This window comes from Pseudomonas jinjuensis (assembly GCF_900103845.1).
Classification (GTDB): Bacteria; Pseudomonadota; Gammaproteobacteria; order Pseudomonadales; family Pseudomonadaceae; genus Pseudomonas; species Pseudomonas jinjuensis.
The window spans coordinates 87,718-104,047 of sequence record NZ_FNIJ01000010.1 but is presented as its reverse complement, the minus strand read 5'-3'; the positions used below and the strand labels follow the sequence as shown (position 1 = coordinate 104,047).

At 68.0% G+C, this 16,330-nt stretch carries 15 protein-coding genes; 4 read left to right on the top strand and 11 right to left on the bottom strand.

Going from position 1 to position 16,330, the window contains the following annotated elements; all coding sequences use genetic code 11:
* Positions 1–3: 3 nt before the first annotated feature.
* Positions 4–522, bottom strand: a complete 519-nt coding sequence (gene rloA2, locus BLR75_RS15570) for a retropepsin-like aspartic peptidase RloA2 (RefSeq protein WP_084312841.1) — start codon at positions 520–522, stop codon at positions 4–6.
* 173 nt (positions 523–695) lie between these two features.
* Here rloA2 and BLR75_RS15565 point away from each other — a divergent pair, with 173 nt between their 5' ends.
* The gene (locus tag BLR75_RS15565; protein ID WP_084312843.1) at positions 696–1,583 is read left to right on the top strand and encodes an acyltransferase; all 888 of its coding nucleotides are present in this window, start codon (positions 696–698) and stop codon (positions 1,581–1,583) included.
* Positions 1,584–1,698: 115 nt separating this feature from the next.
* On the opposite strand, the gene BLR75_RS15560 is transcribed toward BLR75_RS15565, so the two are convergent.
* Positions 1,699–2,247 (bottom strand): DUF2780 domain-containing protein, encoded by a 549-nt coding sequence (locus BLR75_RS15560; RefSeq protein ID WP_084312845.1) that lies wholly within the window; start codon positions 2,245–2,247, stop codon positions 1,699–1,701.
* 93 nt (positions 2,248–2,340) lie between these two features.
* The gene (locus BLR75_RS15555; protein ID WP_084312847.1) at positions 2,341–2,880 is read right to left on the bottom strand and encodes a DUF2780 domain-containing protein; all 540 of its coding nucleotides are present in this window, start codon (positions 2,878–2,880) and stop codon (positions 2,341–2,343) included.
* Between the two features lie 125 nt (positions 2,881–3,005).
* Between BLR75_RS15555 and mdtD the strand changes: the two genes are divergently transcribed.
* A complete protein-coding gene (gene mdtD, locus BLR75_RS15550) occupies positions 3,006–4,445 on the top strand; it encodes a multidrug transporter subunit MdtD (RefSeq protein ID WP_084312849.1) in 1,440 nt (479 codons plus the stop codon).
* Here mdtD and BLR75_RS15545 read toward each other — a convergent pair.
* Positions 4,442–4,951 (bottom strand): ATP-dependent zinc protease family protein, encoded by a 510-nt coding sequence (locus BLR75_RS15545; RefSeq protein WP_084312851.1) that lies wholly within the window; start codon positions 4,949–4,951, stop codon positions 4,442–4,444. The two genes, mdtD and BLR75_RS15545, sit on opposite strands and share 4 nt — an antisense overlap.
* Before the next feature lie 113 nt (positions 4,952–5,064).
* Positions 5,065–5,277: a cold-shock protein gene (locus tag BLR75_RS15540; RefSeq protein ID WP_009615451.1), complete on the bottom strand. Its 213-nt coding sequence runs from the start codon at positions 5,275–5,277 to the stop codon at positions 5,065–5,067.
* Between the two features lie 333 nt (positions 5,278–5,610).
* Here BLR75_RS15540 and dbpA point away from each other — a divergent pair, with 333 nt between their 5' ends.
* Positions 5,611–6,987 (top strand): ATP-dependent RNA helicase DbpA, encoded by a 1,377-nt coding sequence (gene dbpA / locus BLR75_RS15535; protein ID WP_084312853.1) that lies wholly within the window; start codon positions 5,611–5,613, stop codon positions 6,985–6,987.
* A 238-nt stretch (positions 6,988–7,225) separates the two neighbouring features.
* Complete coding sequence (yccS, locus tag BLR75_RS15530) at positions 7,226–9,397, top strand: YccS family putative transporter (RefSeq protein WP_084312855.1); 2,172 nt, start codon at positions 7,226–7,228, stop codon at positions 9,395–9,397.
* 6 nt (positions 9,398–9,403) lie between these two features.
* On the opposite strand, the gene BLR75_RS15525 is transcribed toward yccS, so the two are convergent.
* From BLR75_RS15525 to BLR75_RS15500, 6 genes are all read right to left on the bottom strand, one after another.
* On the bottom strand, positions 9,404–10,135 hold the full coding sequence (locus BLR75_RS15525) for a substrate-binding periplasmic protein (RefSeq protein WP_084312857.1): 732 nt from the start codon (positions 10,133–10,135) through the stop codon (positions 9,404–9,406).
* Positions 10,136–10,224: 89 nt separating this feature from the next.
* Positions 10,225–10,992 (bottom strand): slipin family protein, encoded by a 768-nt coding sequence (locus BLR75_RS15520; protein ID WP_084312859.1) that lies wholly within the window; start codon positions 10,990–10,992, stop codon positions 10,225–10,227.
* Positions 10,992–12,347 (bottom strand): NfeD family protein, encoded by a 1,356-nt coding sequence (locus BLR75_RS15515; protein WP_084312860.1) that lies wholly within the window; start codon positions 12,345–12,347, stop codon positions 10,992–10,994. Before BLR75_RS15515 ends, BLR75_RS15520 begins: the two co-directional genes overlap by 1 nt.
* A 367-nt stretch (positions 12,348–12,714) precedes the next feature.
* Positions 12,715–13,983, bottom strand: coding sequence for a malic enzyme-like NAD(P)-binding protein (locus BLR75_RS15510; protein ID WP_084312862.1), 1,269 nt, complete (start codon positions 13,981–13,983; stop codon positions 12,715–12,717).
* A gap of 103 nt (positions 13,984–14,086) precedes the next feature.
* Positions 14,087–15,526, bottom strand: a complete 1,440-nt coding sequence (locus BLR75_RS15505) for a M48 family metalloprotease (protein WP_084312864.1) — start codon at positions 15,524–15,526, stop codon at positions 14,087–14,089.
* On the bottom strand, positions 15,523–16,317 hold the full coding sequence (locus BLR75_RS15500; RefSeq protein WP_084312866.1) for a thermonuclease family protein: 795 nt from the start codon (positions 16,315–16,317) through the stop codon (positions 15,523–15,525). Before BLR75_RS15500 ends, BLR75_RS15505 begins: the two co-directional genes overlap by 4 nt.
* Between the last annotated feature and the right edge of the window lie 13 nt (positions 16,318–16,330).

The following is a 16,330-nucleotide window of genomic DNA, read 5'->3' as shown; positions in this document are numbered from 1 at the left end:
GTATCAACCGCCCGAACAGGTCGGCTTGCCGGCGGCGAAGCGCTCGCGCGGGTCGACCGCGACGTGGAACTTGCGCAGGCCCTTGGCGCCCATCAGGAACGGGTAGTTGAAGTTGCTGCGGTCGGTGAGGTTGACCTCGATGGACTGCTGGTCGCCGCCCAGGCACACCGGCAGCTCGATCACCGGACGCTTGCTGAGGCGCTCGTCCTCTTCCTCCTCGTCGTCCTCGCGGCCGTCGGCGCGGTTCTTGATCTTCGAGATGCGCTTGAGCTTGTGCTCGTACACCGAGTCGTCCGCCTCCTTGGTCGCCAGGCGGAAGCGCACCCAGTCCTCGCCGTTGCGCTGGAATATCTCGATGTCCCGGGCCGAGAGCGACGAGGTGTAGGCGCCGGTATCCATCTTCGCCTGCAGGGTGCGGTCGAGTTCCGGCAGGCTGATCCACTCGTAGCGGCCGTACAGGTGCGGCTCGGCGGCGAGGGCAGGCAGGGCGATCAGTGACAACAGGGCGAGGGCTCGCTTCACGCGGGTTCTCCAGGGGCGGAAAGTCCATAGGACTATCACGGCGGCGGCGGGTTCGCCAGCTTGGGAACGCGGCATGGCAGACCGTGTGAAAACCGAGCGCAGTAGTTTTCACACAGTCTGACCGACTGCGTATCATGGCCCGCGTCCCCCCCGCACAAGGAAACGGACCCGCCATGCAGGCCCTGCTGACCGGCGTCACCGCCAGCCTCCTGTTGCTGCTCAACACCCTGATCCTGATCGGCCCGATGCTGCTGCTCGCCCTGCTCAAGCTGCTGCTGCCCGGCCAGGCGCTGAAGGACGCCTGTTCGCGCGGGGTGATGTGGGTCGCCGAGACCTGGGCGGAAATCTGCAAGGCCATCTTCGCCCTGCTCACGCCGACCCGCTGGGACATCCGCGGCGCCGGCAACCTGCGCGGCGATACCTCCTACCTGGTGGTGAGCAACCACCAGTCCTGGGTCGACATTCCTGCGCTGGTGCAGGCGTTCAACCGCAAGGCGCCGTATTTCAAGTTCTTCCTGAAGAAGGAACTGATCTGGGTGCCCTTCCTCGGCCTGGCCTTCTGGGCGCTGGATTACCCCTTCATGAAGCGCTACACGAAGGAATTCCTCGAGAAGAATCCGCAGTTGAAGGGCAAGGACCTGGAAATCACCAGGGCCGCCTGCGAGAAGTTCAGGCGCCTGCCGGTGACGGTGGTGAACTACCTGGAAGGCACCCGCTACACCCCGGTCAAGCATGCCCGCCAGCAGTCGCCCTACCGCAACCTGCTCAGGCCCAAGGCCGGCGGCGTGGCCTTCGTCCTCGCCGCCCTCGGCGAACAGCTCGACGCCATGCTGGACGTCACCGTGGTCTACCCGAAGGGCCGCGCGCCGGGCTTCTGGGACCTGCTCAGCGGCCGGGTGCCGCGGGTGATCGTGGACATCCGCACCCGCGAGATCGACCCGGCGCTATGGCAGGGCGACTACGAGAACGACGCGGAATTCCGCCAGTACGTGCAGGCGTGGGTGTCGCGCCTGTGGGAGGAGAAGGACGCGCGGATCGAGGCGTTGCGCGGGGAGTTCTGAACCGTAGGGTGGAAAACGCGAAGCGTTTTCCACCATCCCCACGCCGCTGGCTGCAGGAACCAGCTTGCTGGCGAACGCTTCGCGAGCAAGCTCGCTCCTACAGGGGATGAAGACCTTACGCGCCGCGCCCCACGGGCGGCTCCACCGCCGGGCTGGCCGGGGCGCCCCAGAGGCCGCCGAGGGTGCCGAGCAGCTGGCTGTTCAGGCCCTGCTGGACGAAGTAGTTGAGCAGCACGCCGGCGAACTGCGAGACCATCGACTGGTCCATGCCCAGCACGCCGAACAGCTGGTTGACGTCCTGCAGGCTGTTCACTCCGCCGAGCAGGGCACTGGCGCCGCCGGTGCCGCCGAGCAGGCCGCCGAGGCTGCCCAGGGCGCTGCTGCCGGCCAGTTGCTCGGCGTCCGGCAGGGTCCGTTCCAGCTGCTGCTGGTCACTGCCCTGCAGGGTATTCAGCGCCAGCCCGAGCAGCGCGCCGGCGCCGCCCATGGCCTGGGTATCGGTGACGCCCAGTTGCTGGGTGAGATTGTCAATGAGGGTGCCGGCGGGCGTCGCGGCCGACTCGGCGGCTGGAATCTCGTCCGCCGCCTGGTCGAAGGTGACGGCGAAGGCGGGGCTGATGGCCAGCCAGGCGGCGACGAAGGCGATTGCAGGTTTGGCGCGCATCGATGACTCCGGAACGGGAATGCCGGCCCGGGAACTGGACCGACTCCCCGATTGGACTGGACCGTCCGGCGTTCGTTCCCTGCGCGCCGCCGGCTAGCCGCCGACGCCCCACAGGCTGCCGAGGCTGTCCATCACGTCGCTGCCCACGCCCTGCTTGCCGAAGTAGTCGAGCAGCACCCCGGCGAACTTGCCGACCATGCCCTCGTCCATCCCCAGCGCGCCGAACGCCTTGTTGACGTCGCCCAGGCTCTGCACGTTGCCCAGCACGCCCTGCGCCGCGCTGCCGCCGAGGTTGCCCAGGCTGCCGCCGAGCCCGCCGAGGGCGCTGCCGCCGGCCAGCTTGTCGAGGCCCGGCACGGCGCCCAGCAGCTGCGAATAGTCGCCGCCGCCGAGCTGGTTCTTCGCCAGGCCGAGCAGGGCGCCGGTGCCGCCGACCGCCTGTTCCTGGCTGACGCCGAGCTGCCCGGTGAGGGCGCCGAGCAGGTCGCTGGTCTGCGGCGTGGTGGCGACCTGGGACGCGCCGCCGGTGGCGCCGGAAACCGCCTTGGCGGCGTCGCCGAGGCTGTAGGCGAAAGCGGAGGAAGCGGCCAGCAGGGTGACGAGGGCAAGGCTGGCGCGGGTTCTGACGGTCATCGGACGACTCCTGTACTGGTGGACCGGATTCCGCCAGACGGCGGACAGACCCTGTCAGGTCTAGCACAGGTCAACGGGGATGTACGAGCGCGCGCTAAGCTATGGGGTTCTCGCCAGGAGGCATCATGTCCGAACCCTTCGTCCTCACGCCCCGCGTCGCCCGCCTGCTGCCCTGGATCGTGGCCATCGCCTTCTTCATGCAGGCACTGGACGGCACCATCCTCAACACCGCGCTGCCGAGCATGGCCCGCTCGCTGAACGAAGACCCGCTGCGCATGCAGGCGGTGGTGATTTCCTACCTGCTCACCGTGGCGCTGCTGATCCCCGCGTCAGGCTGGCTTTCCGACCGCTTCGGCACGCGCCGGGTGTTCCTCTTCGCGGTGCTGCTGTTCAGCCTCGGCTCGCTGCTCTGCGCGCTCTCGCCGACCCTCGGCGCCCTGGTGGCATCCCGCGTGGTGCAGGGCCTGGGCGGCGCGCTGATGCTGCCGGTGGGGCGCCTGGTGATCCTCCGCGCCTACCCGCGCAGCGAGCTGGTGCGCGTGCTCAGCTTCGTCACCATTCCCGGCCTGCTCGGCCCGCTGACCGGCCCGACCCTCGGCGGCTGGCTGGTGGAATACGCCAGCTGGCACTGGATCTTCCTGATCAACCTGCCGGTGGGCCTGCTCGGCTTCATCGTCGCCATGCGCCTGATGCCGGACCTGCGCGGCACCACCCGCAGCCGCTTCGACGGTCCCGGCTTCCTGCTGTTCGGCGGCGCCATGCTGCTGGTCACCATCGCCCTGGAAGGCCTCGGCGAACTGCACATGCCGCACGTGCGCGTGGTGCTCCTGCTGGTCGGCGGGCTGGTCCTGCTGGCGGCCTACTGGCTGCGCGCGCTGCGCATCGAGGCGCCGCTGTTCCCGCCGCTGCTGTTCCGCATCCGCACCTTCGCCGTCGGCGTGCTCGGCAACCTGTTCGCCCGCCTCGGCAGCGGCGCCCTGCCCTTCCTCACCCCGCTGCTGCTGCAGGTCGGCCTCGGCTACGCGCCGGCCAAGGCGGGGATGACCATGATCCCGCTGGCGCTCTCGGCGATGCTGATCAAGCCGCTGGCCAGGCCGCTGCTGGAGCTGTTCGGCTACCGCCGCCTGCTGGTGGGCAACACCCTGCTGCTCGGCTGCCTGATCGCCAGCCTAGGGCTGATCGACCACGACACGCCCTATCTCCTGCTGCTGGCCCAGTTGGCGGTGCTCGGCGCGGTGAACTCCCTGCAGTTCACCGCGATGAACACCCTGACCCTGATCGACCTGCGCGACGACAACGCCAGCGCCGGCAACAGCCTGCTGTCGGTGGTGACGCAACTGTCGATCAGCATGGGCGTGGCCTGCGCGGCGGCGCTGCTGGGCGGCTTCCAGGGCGAACTCGGGGTGCCGGTGGGCGATGTGCTGGGCGCTTTCCACGCCACCTACCTGGCGGTGGGGGTGATGTCAATGCTGGCGGCGGCGATCTTCTTCCAGCTCGGCAGCGGCGATGGCCGGACGGTGAAGAGCGCGAAGGTGGAAGTCGAGAATCAGGTGAGCGAGCATTAAGGCTTGCAGGTCGGCGCCACCGTCATGGTCTTCGACGCATCCACCGCGCCGATATGTTCGAGGGCGCGGCGGCCGATGAGCAGGCCGATGTCCGCCGGTTCGCGGTCGCGCAGGGCGAACTGCTCGCGGTAGATCTTGTTGCCCAGGCAGATATCCATCGACACCACCGGCCGCCGCTCGCTGCCGCCGACGCCGCTGACCCGCAGCACGCGCTCCACCGGGCGCTCGAAGGGCAGGCGGATCACGCGGCCGGTCCCGGCGTCCCTGACCTGGATGTCGTACTGCACCCAGCGCTGCTTGTTCTTCCTGATCCGCCGGATGTTGCGCACGTCCATCACCGAAGTCTGCACGCCGGTATCCAGCCGCGCCTTCAGCCGCACGTTCTCCGGCATCAGGCTGGCCTGTTCGATCCAGCCCCAGACGGCCGGCTGGGCGGCAACGGCGCAGGGGGCGGTCGCGCCCAGCAGGATGGCCAGCAGGACGGCGCTCGGTGATTTGGCGGGCATGGGTTCCTCGACCGGTGATGCGGCTGTTCTGCAGTGAAGACCGCGGGCAACGCACAGACAATAAAAAACCCCGGATGTTTCCATCCGGGGTTTCTGGCAACGCCTAGGGGATCTTAGTTGATCACCTGAACGCGCTCGGCCTGCATGCCTTTCTGGCCCTGCACGACTTCGAAGCTGACTTTCTGGCCTTCGGCCAGGGTCTTGAAGCCATGGCCTTCAATGGCACGGAAGTGAACGAAGACGTCCGGGCCGCTTTCCGGGGTGATGAAGCCGTAGCCTTTGGTCTCGTTGAACCACTTGACGGTGCCGTTCTGACGATTCGACATTTTGTTCTCCTTGGAACATAGGTATTGATAAGCCACGCATGTGACAGGAACTGAGTTGCAAGGAGTTACAAGGAGTCGAGCAGGACGGGGTGGAAGAACCGACCGCATCAGGTCACGATCGACGGCGACCCATGCAAACACAGTGCATGCACTCTACGATAAAAAATTCAGGAAAGCGAATCTGGATAAAAATCCGCGATTGAGGATTTCCGACATTTCTGACGAGTGGCCTTTTTCCTACAGCTTGACGGTCGGCGCAGGCCCCGGCCGACGGGCCCCGGAGCCGCATGCCTGCTACACTGCGCGCCCAGACGCTCCCCCAGGTTTTCCGCCGTGACTTCCACCGCTTTTTCCAGCCTCCCGCTTTCCGCCGACCTGCTGGCCAACCTCGATGCCCTCGGCTATCGGGAAATGACCCCGATCCAGGCGCAGAGCCTGCCGGCGATCCTCAAGGGCCGCGACCTGATCGCCCAGGCCAAGACCGGCAGCGGCAAGACCGCCGCCTTCGGCATCGGCCTGCTCAGCCCGCTGAATCCGCGCTACTTCGGCTGCCAGGCGCTGGTGCTGTGCCCGACCCGCGAGCTGGCCGACCAGGTCGCCAAGGAAATCCGCCGCCTGGCCCGCGCCGCCGACAACATCAAGGTGCTGACCCTGTGTGGCGGCGTGCCCTTCGGCCCGCAGATCGGCTCGCTGGAGCACGGCGCGCACGTGGTGGTCGGCACCCCGGGACGCATCCAGGAACACCTGCGCAAGGGCACCCTGAAGCTCGACGGCCTCAACACCCTGGTGCTCGACGAAGCCGACCGCATGCTCGACATGGGCTTCCACGACAGCATCGCCGACATCATCGGCCAGCTCCCGGCGCGCCGGCAGACCCTGCTGTTCTCCGCCACCTACCCGGAAGGCATCGGCCAGTTGGCGGCGAAGTTCCTCCGCGATCCGCTGCGGGTCGAGGTGGAATCGCTGCACGACGACTCGCAGATCGAGCAGCACTTCTACGAGATCGAGCCGCGCCAGCGCATGGATGCCGTGGTGCGCCTGCTGCAGCACTTCCGCCCGCAATCCAGCGTGGCCTTCTGTCACACCCGCCAGCAGTGCCAGGAACTGGCGGCGCACCTGGAAGCGCAGAAGATTTCCGCCCTCGCCCTGCACGGCGAACTGGAGCAGCGCGAGCGCGACCAGGTGCTGGCGATGTTCGCCAACCGCAGCTGCAGCGTGCTGGTCGCCACCGACGTGGCCGCCCGCGGCCTGGATATCGCCGCCCTGGAAGCGGTGATCAACGTCGAGCTGTCGCGCGATCCGGAGGTGCACATCCACCGCATCGGCCGCAGCGGCCGCGCTGGCGAGAAGGGCCTGGCGCTGTCCCTGGTGGCGCCGGCCGAGGCCAGCCGCGCGCAGGCCATCGAGGATTTGCAGAAGGCGCCGCTGAACTGGGAGCGCATCGACTTCCTCAGCGCCAACCCGGCGCCGCTGCTGCCGCCGATGACCACCCTGAGCATCGCCGGCGGGCGCAAGGACAAGCTGCGCCCGGGCGACATCCTCGGCGCCCTGACCGGCGAGGCCGGGCTGCCGGGCAGCGCCATCGGCAAGATCGCCATCTTCGATTTCCAGAGCTACGTGGCCGTGCAGCGCGATCTCGCCAAGCCGGCGCTGAAGCACTTCCTCGAAGGACGGATCAAGGGGCGTTCGTTCAAGGCGCGGATTCTCTGATTCCGGGATGCTGAAGACTTCCACCCTGCAGGAGCGCGCCATGCGCGCGCATCGCGGCGGGTCGCGGGCATGGCCCGCTCCTACGGGGGACGGTCGCGCTTTTCGTAGGAGCGAGCTTGCTCGCGAACGAATCCCCCCTCAGCGGCGCAGGGTGCAACTCGCCACGAATACGCAAGCGAGACGCCGCCCTGCCGATCCGCTAGTCTGACCGGGAGACATCCGGAAGTCCCCGTCGCACATGCAGTCCTCCCCGTTGTTCCAGTCCCTGCGGCGCCTCTGGGCGCTGGACAAGTTCGCCTACAGCCTGCGGGTGCTCGTCGCGCTCAGCGGGGTGATGGCGGTCTGCTGGTATCTCGATGACCTGGAGCTGATCATCCCGCTGTTCCTCGGGGTGATCGCCAGCGCCCTGGCGGAGACCGACGACCACTGGCTCGGCCGCCTCAACGCGCTGCTGGTGACCCTGCTCTGCTTCGCCCTCGCCTCCCTCGCCGTCGAGCTGCTGTTCCCCTATCCCTGGGCATTCGCCGCCGGGCTGGCGCTGGCGGCCTTCTCCATGCAACTGCTCGGCGCCCTCGGCGAACGCTATGCGGCGATCGCCTCGGCCACCCTGATCCTGTCGATCTACACCATGATCGGCGTCGACCAGCGCGGCGGCGCCACCGGCGACCTCTGGCGCGAGCCCCTGCTGCTGCTCGCCGGCGCCGCCTGGTACGGCCTGCTGTCGGTGCTGTGGAACGCGGCCTTCGCCAACCAGCCGGTGCAGCAGAGCCTGGCGCGGCTGTTCTTCGAGCTGGGCGAATACCTGAAGATCAAGTCGACCCTGTTCGAACCGCTGCGCCAGCTCGACGTGGAGGGCCGGCGCCTGGCCCTGGCGCGGCAGAACGGCAGGCTGGTGGTGGCGCTCAACCAGACCAAGGAAACCATCCTCGCCCGCCTCGGCCACGGCCGGCCGGGACCGAAGATCGGCCGCTACCTCAAGCTCTACTTCATCGCCCAGGACATCCACGAGCGCGCCAGTTCCTCGCACCACCCGTACAACCGGCTGGCCGAGGCGTTCTTCCACAGTGACGTGCTGTTCCGCTGCCAGCGCCTGCTCAACCAGCAGGGCAAGGCCTGCCGCGCGCTGGCGCGGGCGATCCAGCTGCGCCAGCCGTTCGACTACCACGACAGCGAGCAGACCCTGGCCGACCTGCAGGCCTCGCTGGGCTACCTGCGCGAACAGGGCAGGCCGGAGTGGCGCGGGCTGCTGCGTTCCCTCGGCGCGCTGGCCGGCAACCTCACCACGCTGGACCACAAGCTGCGCGATGCGAGCAACCCCGACGCGCTGGCCGAGGAACAGGACAGCGCCCTGCTCGACCGCTCGCCGCATTCGCTGAAGGAAGCCTGGGGGCGCCTCGGCCAGCAGCTCACGCCGACCTCGCTGATCTTCCGCCACGCCCTGCGCCTGGCGCTGGCGCTGACCGCCGGCTACGCCCTGCTGCACACCATCCATCCGACCCAGGGTTACTGGATCCTGCTGACCACGGTGTTCGTCTGCCAGCCGAACTACGGCGCCACGCGCATCCGCCTGGTGCAGCGGATTCTCGGCACGCTGGGCGGGCTGGTGGCCGGCTGGGCGCTGATCGACCTGTTCCCGCAGCCGCTGCTGCAGTCGCTGCTGGCGGTGGCCGCCGGAGTCGCCTTCTTCGCCACCCGCAGCACGCGCTACACCCTGGCCACGGCGGCGATCACCCTGCTGGTGCTGCTCTGCTTCAACCAGGTGGGCAACGGCTACGGGCTGATCCTGCCGCGCCTGTTCGATACCCTCCTCGGCGCGCTGATCGCCGGCCTGGCGGTGTTCCTGATCCTCCCGGACTGGCAGGGCCGCCGCCTGCACGCGCTGTTCGGCAACAGCATCGCCTGCAACAGCCGCTACCTGCGCGAGATCATGCAGCAGTACGCCAGCGGCAAGCGCGACGACCTCGCCTACCGCATCGCCCGGCGCAACGCGCACAACGCCGACGCGACGCTTTCCACCACCCTGTCGAACATGCTGCTGGAGCCGGGGCACTTCCGCAGGGACGCGGAACTCGGCTTCCGCTTCCTGGTGCTCTCGCACACCCTGCTCGGCTACCTGTCGGCCCTCGGCGCGCACCGCGACGCACTGCCCACCGCCCCGAGCGACGGGCTGATCGGCGAAGCCGCGCAGCGCCTGAGCGCCAGCCTCGACGAGATCGCCCTGCGCCTGGCCGAGAAGCGTCCGGTGGAGGTGCACAGCGACGAGGAGGAGGAACTGGCCGGGCGCCTGGAACAGCTGCCGGAGGAACAGGACGACGCGCACCGCCTGGTGCAGAGCCAGCTGGCGCTGATCTGCCGGCAGCTGGCGCCGCTGCGCTCGCTGGCGGCGCACCTGCTCAAGCGCAACGAGTGACGCGCTTCAGAGACCGTAGGCGCGCAGCAGCGCCTCGTAGCTGCCATCCGCACGCATCTCGCGGATCGCCTGGTCGAAGCCGGCAAGGATTTCCGCGTATCGCGGATTGCTGCGGCTGACCATGATGTACAGCTCCTTCTCCGCCAGCGCTCCCGGCAGGAACTCCAGGTCGTCCTGCAACGGGCGCAACTCGGTGTTCAACCGGTGGCGGGCGACCAGTTCGTCCTCCAGGGTCAGGTCGACCCGCCCGGCGTGCAGCATGCGCGCGGCGTTGGCGAAGCTGCGCACCTCCACCTTGCGCAGCCGCGGGTCGCCGTCGAACTCCGCCGCATAGCTGTAGCCGCGCACCACGGCGATCTGGTACGGGTAAAGATCGGACAGCTGTCCGAAGGTGATCGGCGAGCCCTTGCGCTTGAGCAGGCGCACGCGGTTGGTCAGGTAGGGCCGGGAATACGCCGCGTAGGACTCGCGCTCGGCGTTGTACCAGGCGTCGACGACTATGTCGTAGTCGCCCTTGCGCACGCCCTGCAGCGCCCGCGGCCAGGGTACCTCGGCGTACTGGCTGGCGAAGCCGGCGCGCTGCAGCGCCTGGCTGACCAGTTCCACGCAGAAGCCGTTGCCGGGCATGCGCGTATCGGCGAACGGCGGCCAGCGCCCGCCGGCCATGCGCAGGGTATCGGCGAGCGACGCGGCGGACAGCAGCATTGCAAGGAACAGGCACAGCCCACGCAGAACCATCTTCACTTTTCCATCCCTGCGAAATCCCGACTCCGATGATCGACGGGGTTAGAAGCCGGTGTCCAGGGCGCCGTCACCTGTGCCCTGCTTCATTCCCGGTCTTTCCTGCCGTTGTCCTCGAGCAGCCCCTTGAGCAGGTCGATGGGCATGGGGAAGACGATGGTTGAGTTCTTGTCGCCGGCGATGGAGCTGAGCGTCTGCATGTAGCGCAGCTGCATGGCGCCGTTCTGGCGGCCGAGCATTTCCGCGGCCTGCATCAGCTTCTCGGAGGCCTGCAGCTCGCCCTCGGCGTGAATCACCTTGGCCCGCCGCTCGCGCTCGGCCTCGGCCTGGCGGGCGATGGCGCGGACCATGGATTCGTTGATGTCGACGTGCTTGATCTCGACGTTGGCGACCTTGATCCCCCAGGCATCGGTCTGCGCATCGAGCACTTTCTGGATGTCCGCGTTGAGCCGTTCGCGCTCGGCGAGCATCTCGTCCAGCTCGTGCTTGCCCAGCACCGCGCGCAGGGTGGTCTGCGCCAACTGGCTGGTGGCGACGAGGAAGTTCTCCACCTGGATGATCGCCCGCTGCGGGTCGAGCACGCGGAAGTACACCACCGCGTTCACCTTGACCGAGACGTTGTCGCGGGAGATCACGTCCTGCGGCGGCACGTCGAGCACCACGGTGCGCAGGTCGACGCGGACCATCTGCTGCACCACCGGGATGACCAGCACCAGCCCCGGCCCCTTGACCTTCCAGAAGCGGCCGAGCTGGAACACCACGCCGCGCTCGTATTCGCGCAGGATGCGCAGGGCGCTGGCGATCAGCATCGCCAGCAGGACCAGCGTCACCAGCAGTCCGAATGGAACACCCATCACTCACCTCCCGTTTCGTCCACGGCCCGCACCTCCAGGCGCAGGCCATTGCGCCCCAGCACCCGGACGCGCTGGCCGGCGCTCAGCGGTTCCGCGGAATCCACCTGCCATTGCTCGCCTTCCAGTTGTATCCAGCCGCTGTGGTCGTTCTCGGCCACGGCGCTCACCGTGGCCAGGCTGCCCACCAGCCCGGCCGCGCCGCTGACGACCACGCGTCGTCGCGCCTTCACCGCCACGCCGACGATGCCGCCGATGAACAGCGCGCTGACCGTGGCGATCCCGACGATCAGCGCCAGCGGGATGCCGAAGCCCGGGACATCGGTGTCCACCAGGATCAGCGCGCCGATCACGAAGGCGACGACGCCGCCGATGCCGAGGATGCCGAAACTGGGCACGAAGGCCTCGCCGACCATGAACATCAGGCCGAGCAGGATCAGCCCCATCCCGGCGTAGCTCACCGGCAACAGTTGCAGGGCATACAGGCCGAGCAGCAGGCAGATGCCGCCGAGCACGCCGGGCAACGCCATGCCGGGGTTGGCCAGCTCGAAGATCAGCCCGTAGACGCCGATCATCATCAGGATCAGCGCCACGCTGGGATTGGTGATCACCGCCAGCAGGCGCGTGCGCCAGTCCGGCTCGCGCTCCACCGTCGGCACGCCGGCGGTGGCGAGCTTCGTCTCGTTGCCGAGCACCTTCAGCGTGCGCCCGTCGAGCATCTGCAGGAGCAGCGGCAGGTCCGGCGCCACCACGTCGATCACCTTCTGCTTCAGCGCATCCCCGGCGGACAGGCTGACCGCCTCGCGCACCGCGCGCTCGGCCCACTCGGCATTGCGCCCGTGCAGCTGGGCGAGGCCGCGGATGTAGGCCGCCGCGTCGTTGATCTGCTTGCGCTTGAGGGTTTCGTCGGTGTCCGCCGGCTTGCGGTCCTTCTTCTCGTCCGGCGAGTCGGGCATGTCCGGCGGCCCGCCGATCTGCACCGGCGTCGCCGCGCCGAGGTTGGTTCCCGGCGCCATCGCCGCCACGTGGCAGGCGTAGAGGATGTAGGTGCCGGCACTGGCCGCCCGCGCCCCGCCGGGCGCCACGTAGCCGACCACCGGGACGGGGCTGACCAGGATCGCCTTGACGATCTCGCGCATCGAGCTGTCCAGCCCGCCGGGGGTGTCCATGCGGATCACCACCAGCGGCGCCTTCTCCTCCGCCGCCCGGGCGATGCCGCGCACCAGGTAGTCGGACGTCGCCGGGCCGATGGCGCCGTCCACGCTCAGCACCACCACCGGCGCACCGGCAGCCGACGCACCCGCCGCGAACAGCGAGAGCAGCAGGGCGAAACAGCAGCGCTGGATGAAGCTGAGCATCGCGTGCCTCCTGGCCTGGCGGCGCATCGCTGCCTCGAAAAAGCGGATGTGCCTTTGCACAGCATAGCTTTCTCCGCCTGAGGGCCTGCCGCCCATCGTTCCCGCGCGCCTGTCCGCCGAATCTGCAGGAGCGGGCTTGCTCGCGAACCCCAGCCCCGCAGCGGGGTTCGTTCGCGAGCAAGCTCGCTCCTACGAAGAGCGGCGGCGCTTCATGGAGCGAGTGTGCCGGGGCGGGCGATCACTTCAACGAACCGGTGTTTCATGGTTCCCACGCTCCCGGGTGGGAACGATAAATGAACCGTGTAGGGCCATGCCCGCGAAAAAAGAAAACCCCGCCGAAGCGGGGTTTTCCTGGGAGGCCGAAAAATCAGCCCTTGAACACGTCTTCCACCGACTGCAGCGGATAGTGCTTCGGATACGGCAGGGTCGCCACGCCGGTCTCGATGGCGGCCTTGGCCACGGCATCGGAAACCACGGTGATCAGGCGCGGGTCCATCGGCTTCGGAATGATGTACTCGCGGCCGAATTCCAGATGGCTGACGTTGTACGCCTCGCAGACTTCCTTCGGCACCGGCTGCTTGGCCAGGTCGCGCAGGGCGTAGGCGGCGGCGATCTTCATTTCCTCGTTGATGCGGGTGGCGCGCACGTCCAGGGCACCGCGGAAGATGAAGGGGAAGCCGAGCACGTTGTTCACCTGGTTCGGGTAGTCCGAACGGCCGGTGGCCATGATCACGTCGTTGCGGGTGGAGTGGGCCAGTTCCGGCTTGATCTCCGGGTCCGGGTTGGAGCAGGCGAAGACCACCGGGTTGGGCGCCATGCGCGCGAGGTCCTCGGCGCCCAGCAGGTTGGCGCCGGACAGGCCGACGAACGCGTCGGCGCCTTCCAGGGCGTCGGACAGGGTGCGCTTCTCGGTCTCGCTGGCGAACACCGCCTTGTACTGGTTGAGGTCGTCACGGCCGGCATGGATCACGCCCTTGCGGTCGACCATGGAGATGTTCTCGACCCGGGCGCCGATGCTGACCAGCAGCTTCATGCAGGAGATCGCGGCAGCGCCGGCGCCGAGGCAGACTATCTTCGCCTCTTCCAGCTTCTTGCCGGCGATTTCCAGGGCATTGAGCATGCCGGCGGCGGTGACGATGGCGGTGCCGTGCTGGTCATCGTGGAACACCGGGATGTCGCACTGTTCGATCAGCGCACGCTCGATCTCGAAGCACTCCGGCGCCTTGATGTCTTCCAGGTTGATGCCACCGAAGGTGATGGAAATGCGTTTGATGGTATCGATGAAGGCCTGCGGGCTTTCCGCGTCGACTTCGATGTCGAACACGTCGACACCGGCGAAGCGCTTGAACAGCACGCCCTTGCCTTCCATGACCGGCTTGGAGGCCAGCGGGCCGAGGTTGCCCAGGCCGAGGATCGCGGTACCGTCGGAAATTACTGCAACCAGGTTGCCCTTGCCGGTGTAGCTGTAGGCCAGCTCGGCATCGCGCGCGATCTCGCGTACCGGCTCGGCGACACCCGGGCTGTACGCCAGCGACAGGTCGCGGGCGGTTACGGTCGGCTTGGTCAGCTCGACGCTGAGTTTTCCGGGGCGGGGCTGAGCGTGGTATTCGAGAGCAGCTGTCTTCAGATCAGACATTTGGGCACTTCCGCATTATTGCTTGTTGGACATGACGGGCGACCGAGCATACGCAAGAAGTGCACGCCTGCACAAGTGAACTACAGGCAGGCTGTCAATACTCTTATCGTATGACTTTCAGCCACTCCCCGGCTTTTGGCTGACCATCTGGATACAGGTCGTTCAACAATCTTAAGGTAGAAACTGTATACAATCCAGACTTGTCGACCAGCTGCTCCAGCGTCTGCCCGGGCTTCGCCTGGACCAGCGCCAGCCGCTGCGGTTTCGCCAGCTGACGCTCCTCAGGCTTCAACGGCCGGAAACTGCGAATCACCTGGAGGAAATTGCCGTCCTGGCTTTCCAGCGAGGCGCGACCTTTGACCGCAGCGACGAACAGGTAGGCGCGCTGCTGCTGGTAGATCACCGCGATGCGCCGCGCCGGAGTCCCCGGCACCACCGCCGTGGCGCCTTCCAGGCCGGACTGCTGCAGGCTCTCCTCTTCCACCAGGCGGCCACCTGCGCCCTTGCGCAGGTACTCCATCGGGCTCAGCCGGGAGTCGCGCTGCACCAGCTTCATACCAATATAGGCCTGCTTGTCCGGCGTATAGGCGACCAGCGCGGCGGGCTGGTTGAGCACGCCCCAGCCCGCGGGATAGCGGAGGGTGAAGTCGAGCTCGCCATGGTAGAAGTTGCGCCCGTGAAGGATGCCGGTGGATTCGGAATCGCCGAACGGCATGCCCTCGATCTGCCTGAGGAAACGCTCGCGGCCCACCTCCTGCTGCCCGGTCGCCAGCGCACGCGCCGGGCCGAGCACCTGCTGCAGGCGCTTGTCGTTGTCCGGGTGAGTGTCGAACAGACCGTGATAACCCGGCGCTTCCACCGGCTCGCCGTTCTTCACCGCCTGCTCGCGGGCGTAGTCGTCCTGGTTCTTCAGCACGCGCACCACCTGGATCATGGCGGTGGGGTCGTAGCCGGCGCGGGCCAGGTACCTGGCGCCTAGGCCGTCGGCTTCCAGCTCCATGTCGCGGCCATAGCCACGCACCACGGTGGTGCCGAGCACGTTGGTCAGGTCGCCGGCGGCGCCGACCCCGGTGCCGATGGCGATGGCCTGGCCGAGCACGTTCCAGGCAGTGGACTGGCTCTGCTGGCGCACGCTGTGGCGGGCGGTGACGTGGCCGATCTCGTGGCCCAGCACGGCGGCCAGTTCCGCCTCGGAATTGAGGTAGGCGAGCAGGCCGCGGTGGATATAGATGTAGCCGCCGGGCACGGCGAAGGCGTTGATGTCCGGCGTGTCGATGACGGTGAACTGGAACTGCAGGTTGGCGCGATCGCTGGCCCGGGCGACCCGCTCGCCGACCTGCTGCACGTAGGCCTGCAGCTTCTCGTCGGGGTAGCGCGGAAACTGCTTGAGGACTTCCTGGCTGTAGCGCTTGCCGAGGGCGAGTTCGTCCTTCTCGCTCATCATGACGAAGTCGGTCCTGCCGGTGGCCGGGTTGACCGCGCAGCCGCCCAGCACGCCGGCCAGGGCCAGCAGGCAGAGGGGCAACAGCAGCCTTTTCGTCATGGCAGGACCTCCAGCATGGCCGGATCGGTGAGCGGCAGCATCCAGCGTGCCTGTCCCGGTTTTACGCCGCCACGCTCGGCGCGGTCAATCACCCAGCCGCGCGCCTCGACGATGCGCCCGCGCAGGTCGCCGCCGGCGAAGCGCGACACCAGCTTCGGCTCGACGCGCAGCACCAGCGGCCCATCCAGCTCGATCCACAGCCCGCCGCGATTGCGCTGGACTTCCGCGACCCGCCCGCGCACCACGGCGAAGCCGCTCTGCTTCAGCGCAGCCGCGTCCTGCACCGGCGGGTTCTTCCACAGCCCGCGTCCGGCGCCGCGCGCCTCGCGTTCGGCCTGCTGCTGGCAGGCAGTGAGATCGGTATTCGGCGCCACCGCGACCAGGTAGCCGAGGCCGTCGCCGAGCAGTTGCGCTTCCAGATTGCTGCCGGAGCGGTCGAAGGCATGCGCCAGGATGCGTCCGTAGCGGTCCTTGCCCTGGCGGCCGGGAACCAGCCCGACCTCGCCGCCGCTGGCCGACACCAGTTGCTCCAGACGCCGCCGCGCCTGTTCGGCGAAGGGCTCCGCCGAGCGGCCATGGTGCGCCAGTTCCGGGGCGTTGACGCCGATCAGACGCACGCTGCGGCCATCGGCGAGCTTCAGCGTGTCGCCGTCCACCACCCGCGCCACCCGCACGCTGTCCGGCGTACGCGGTGCGCTGCAGGTCGCGGCGCTGGCCACGCTGGAAAAAACCACGGCAATAAAAAAGGCGCCCGCGAGGGGCGCCTTTTTCGCAAGACCGTGAAGAACCATATCGATCCTCCCG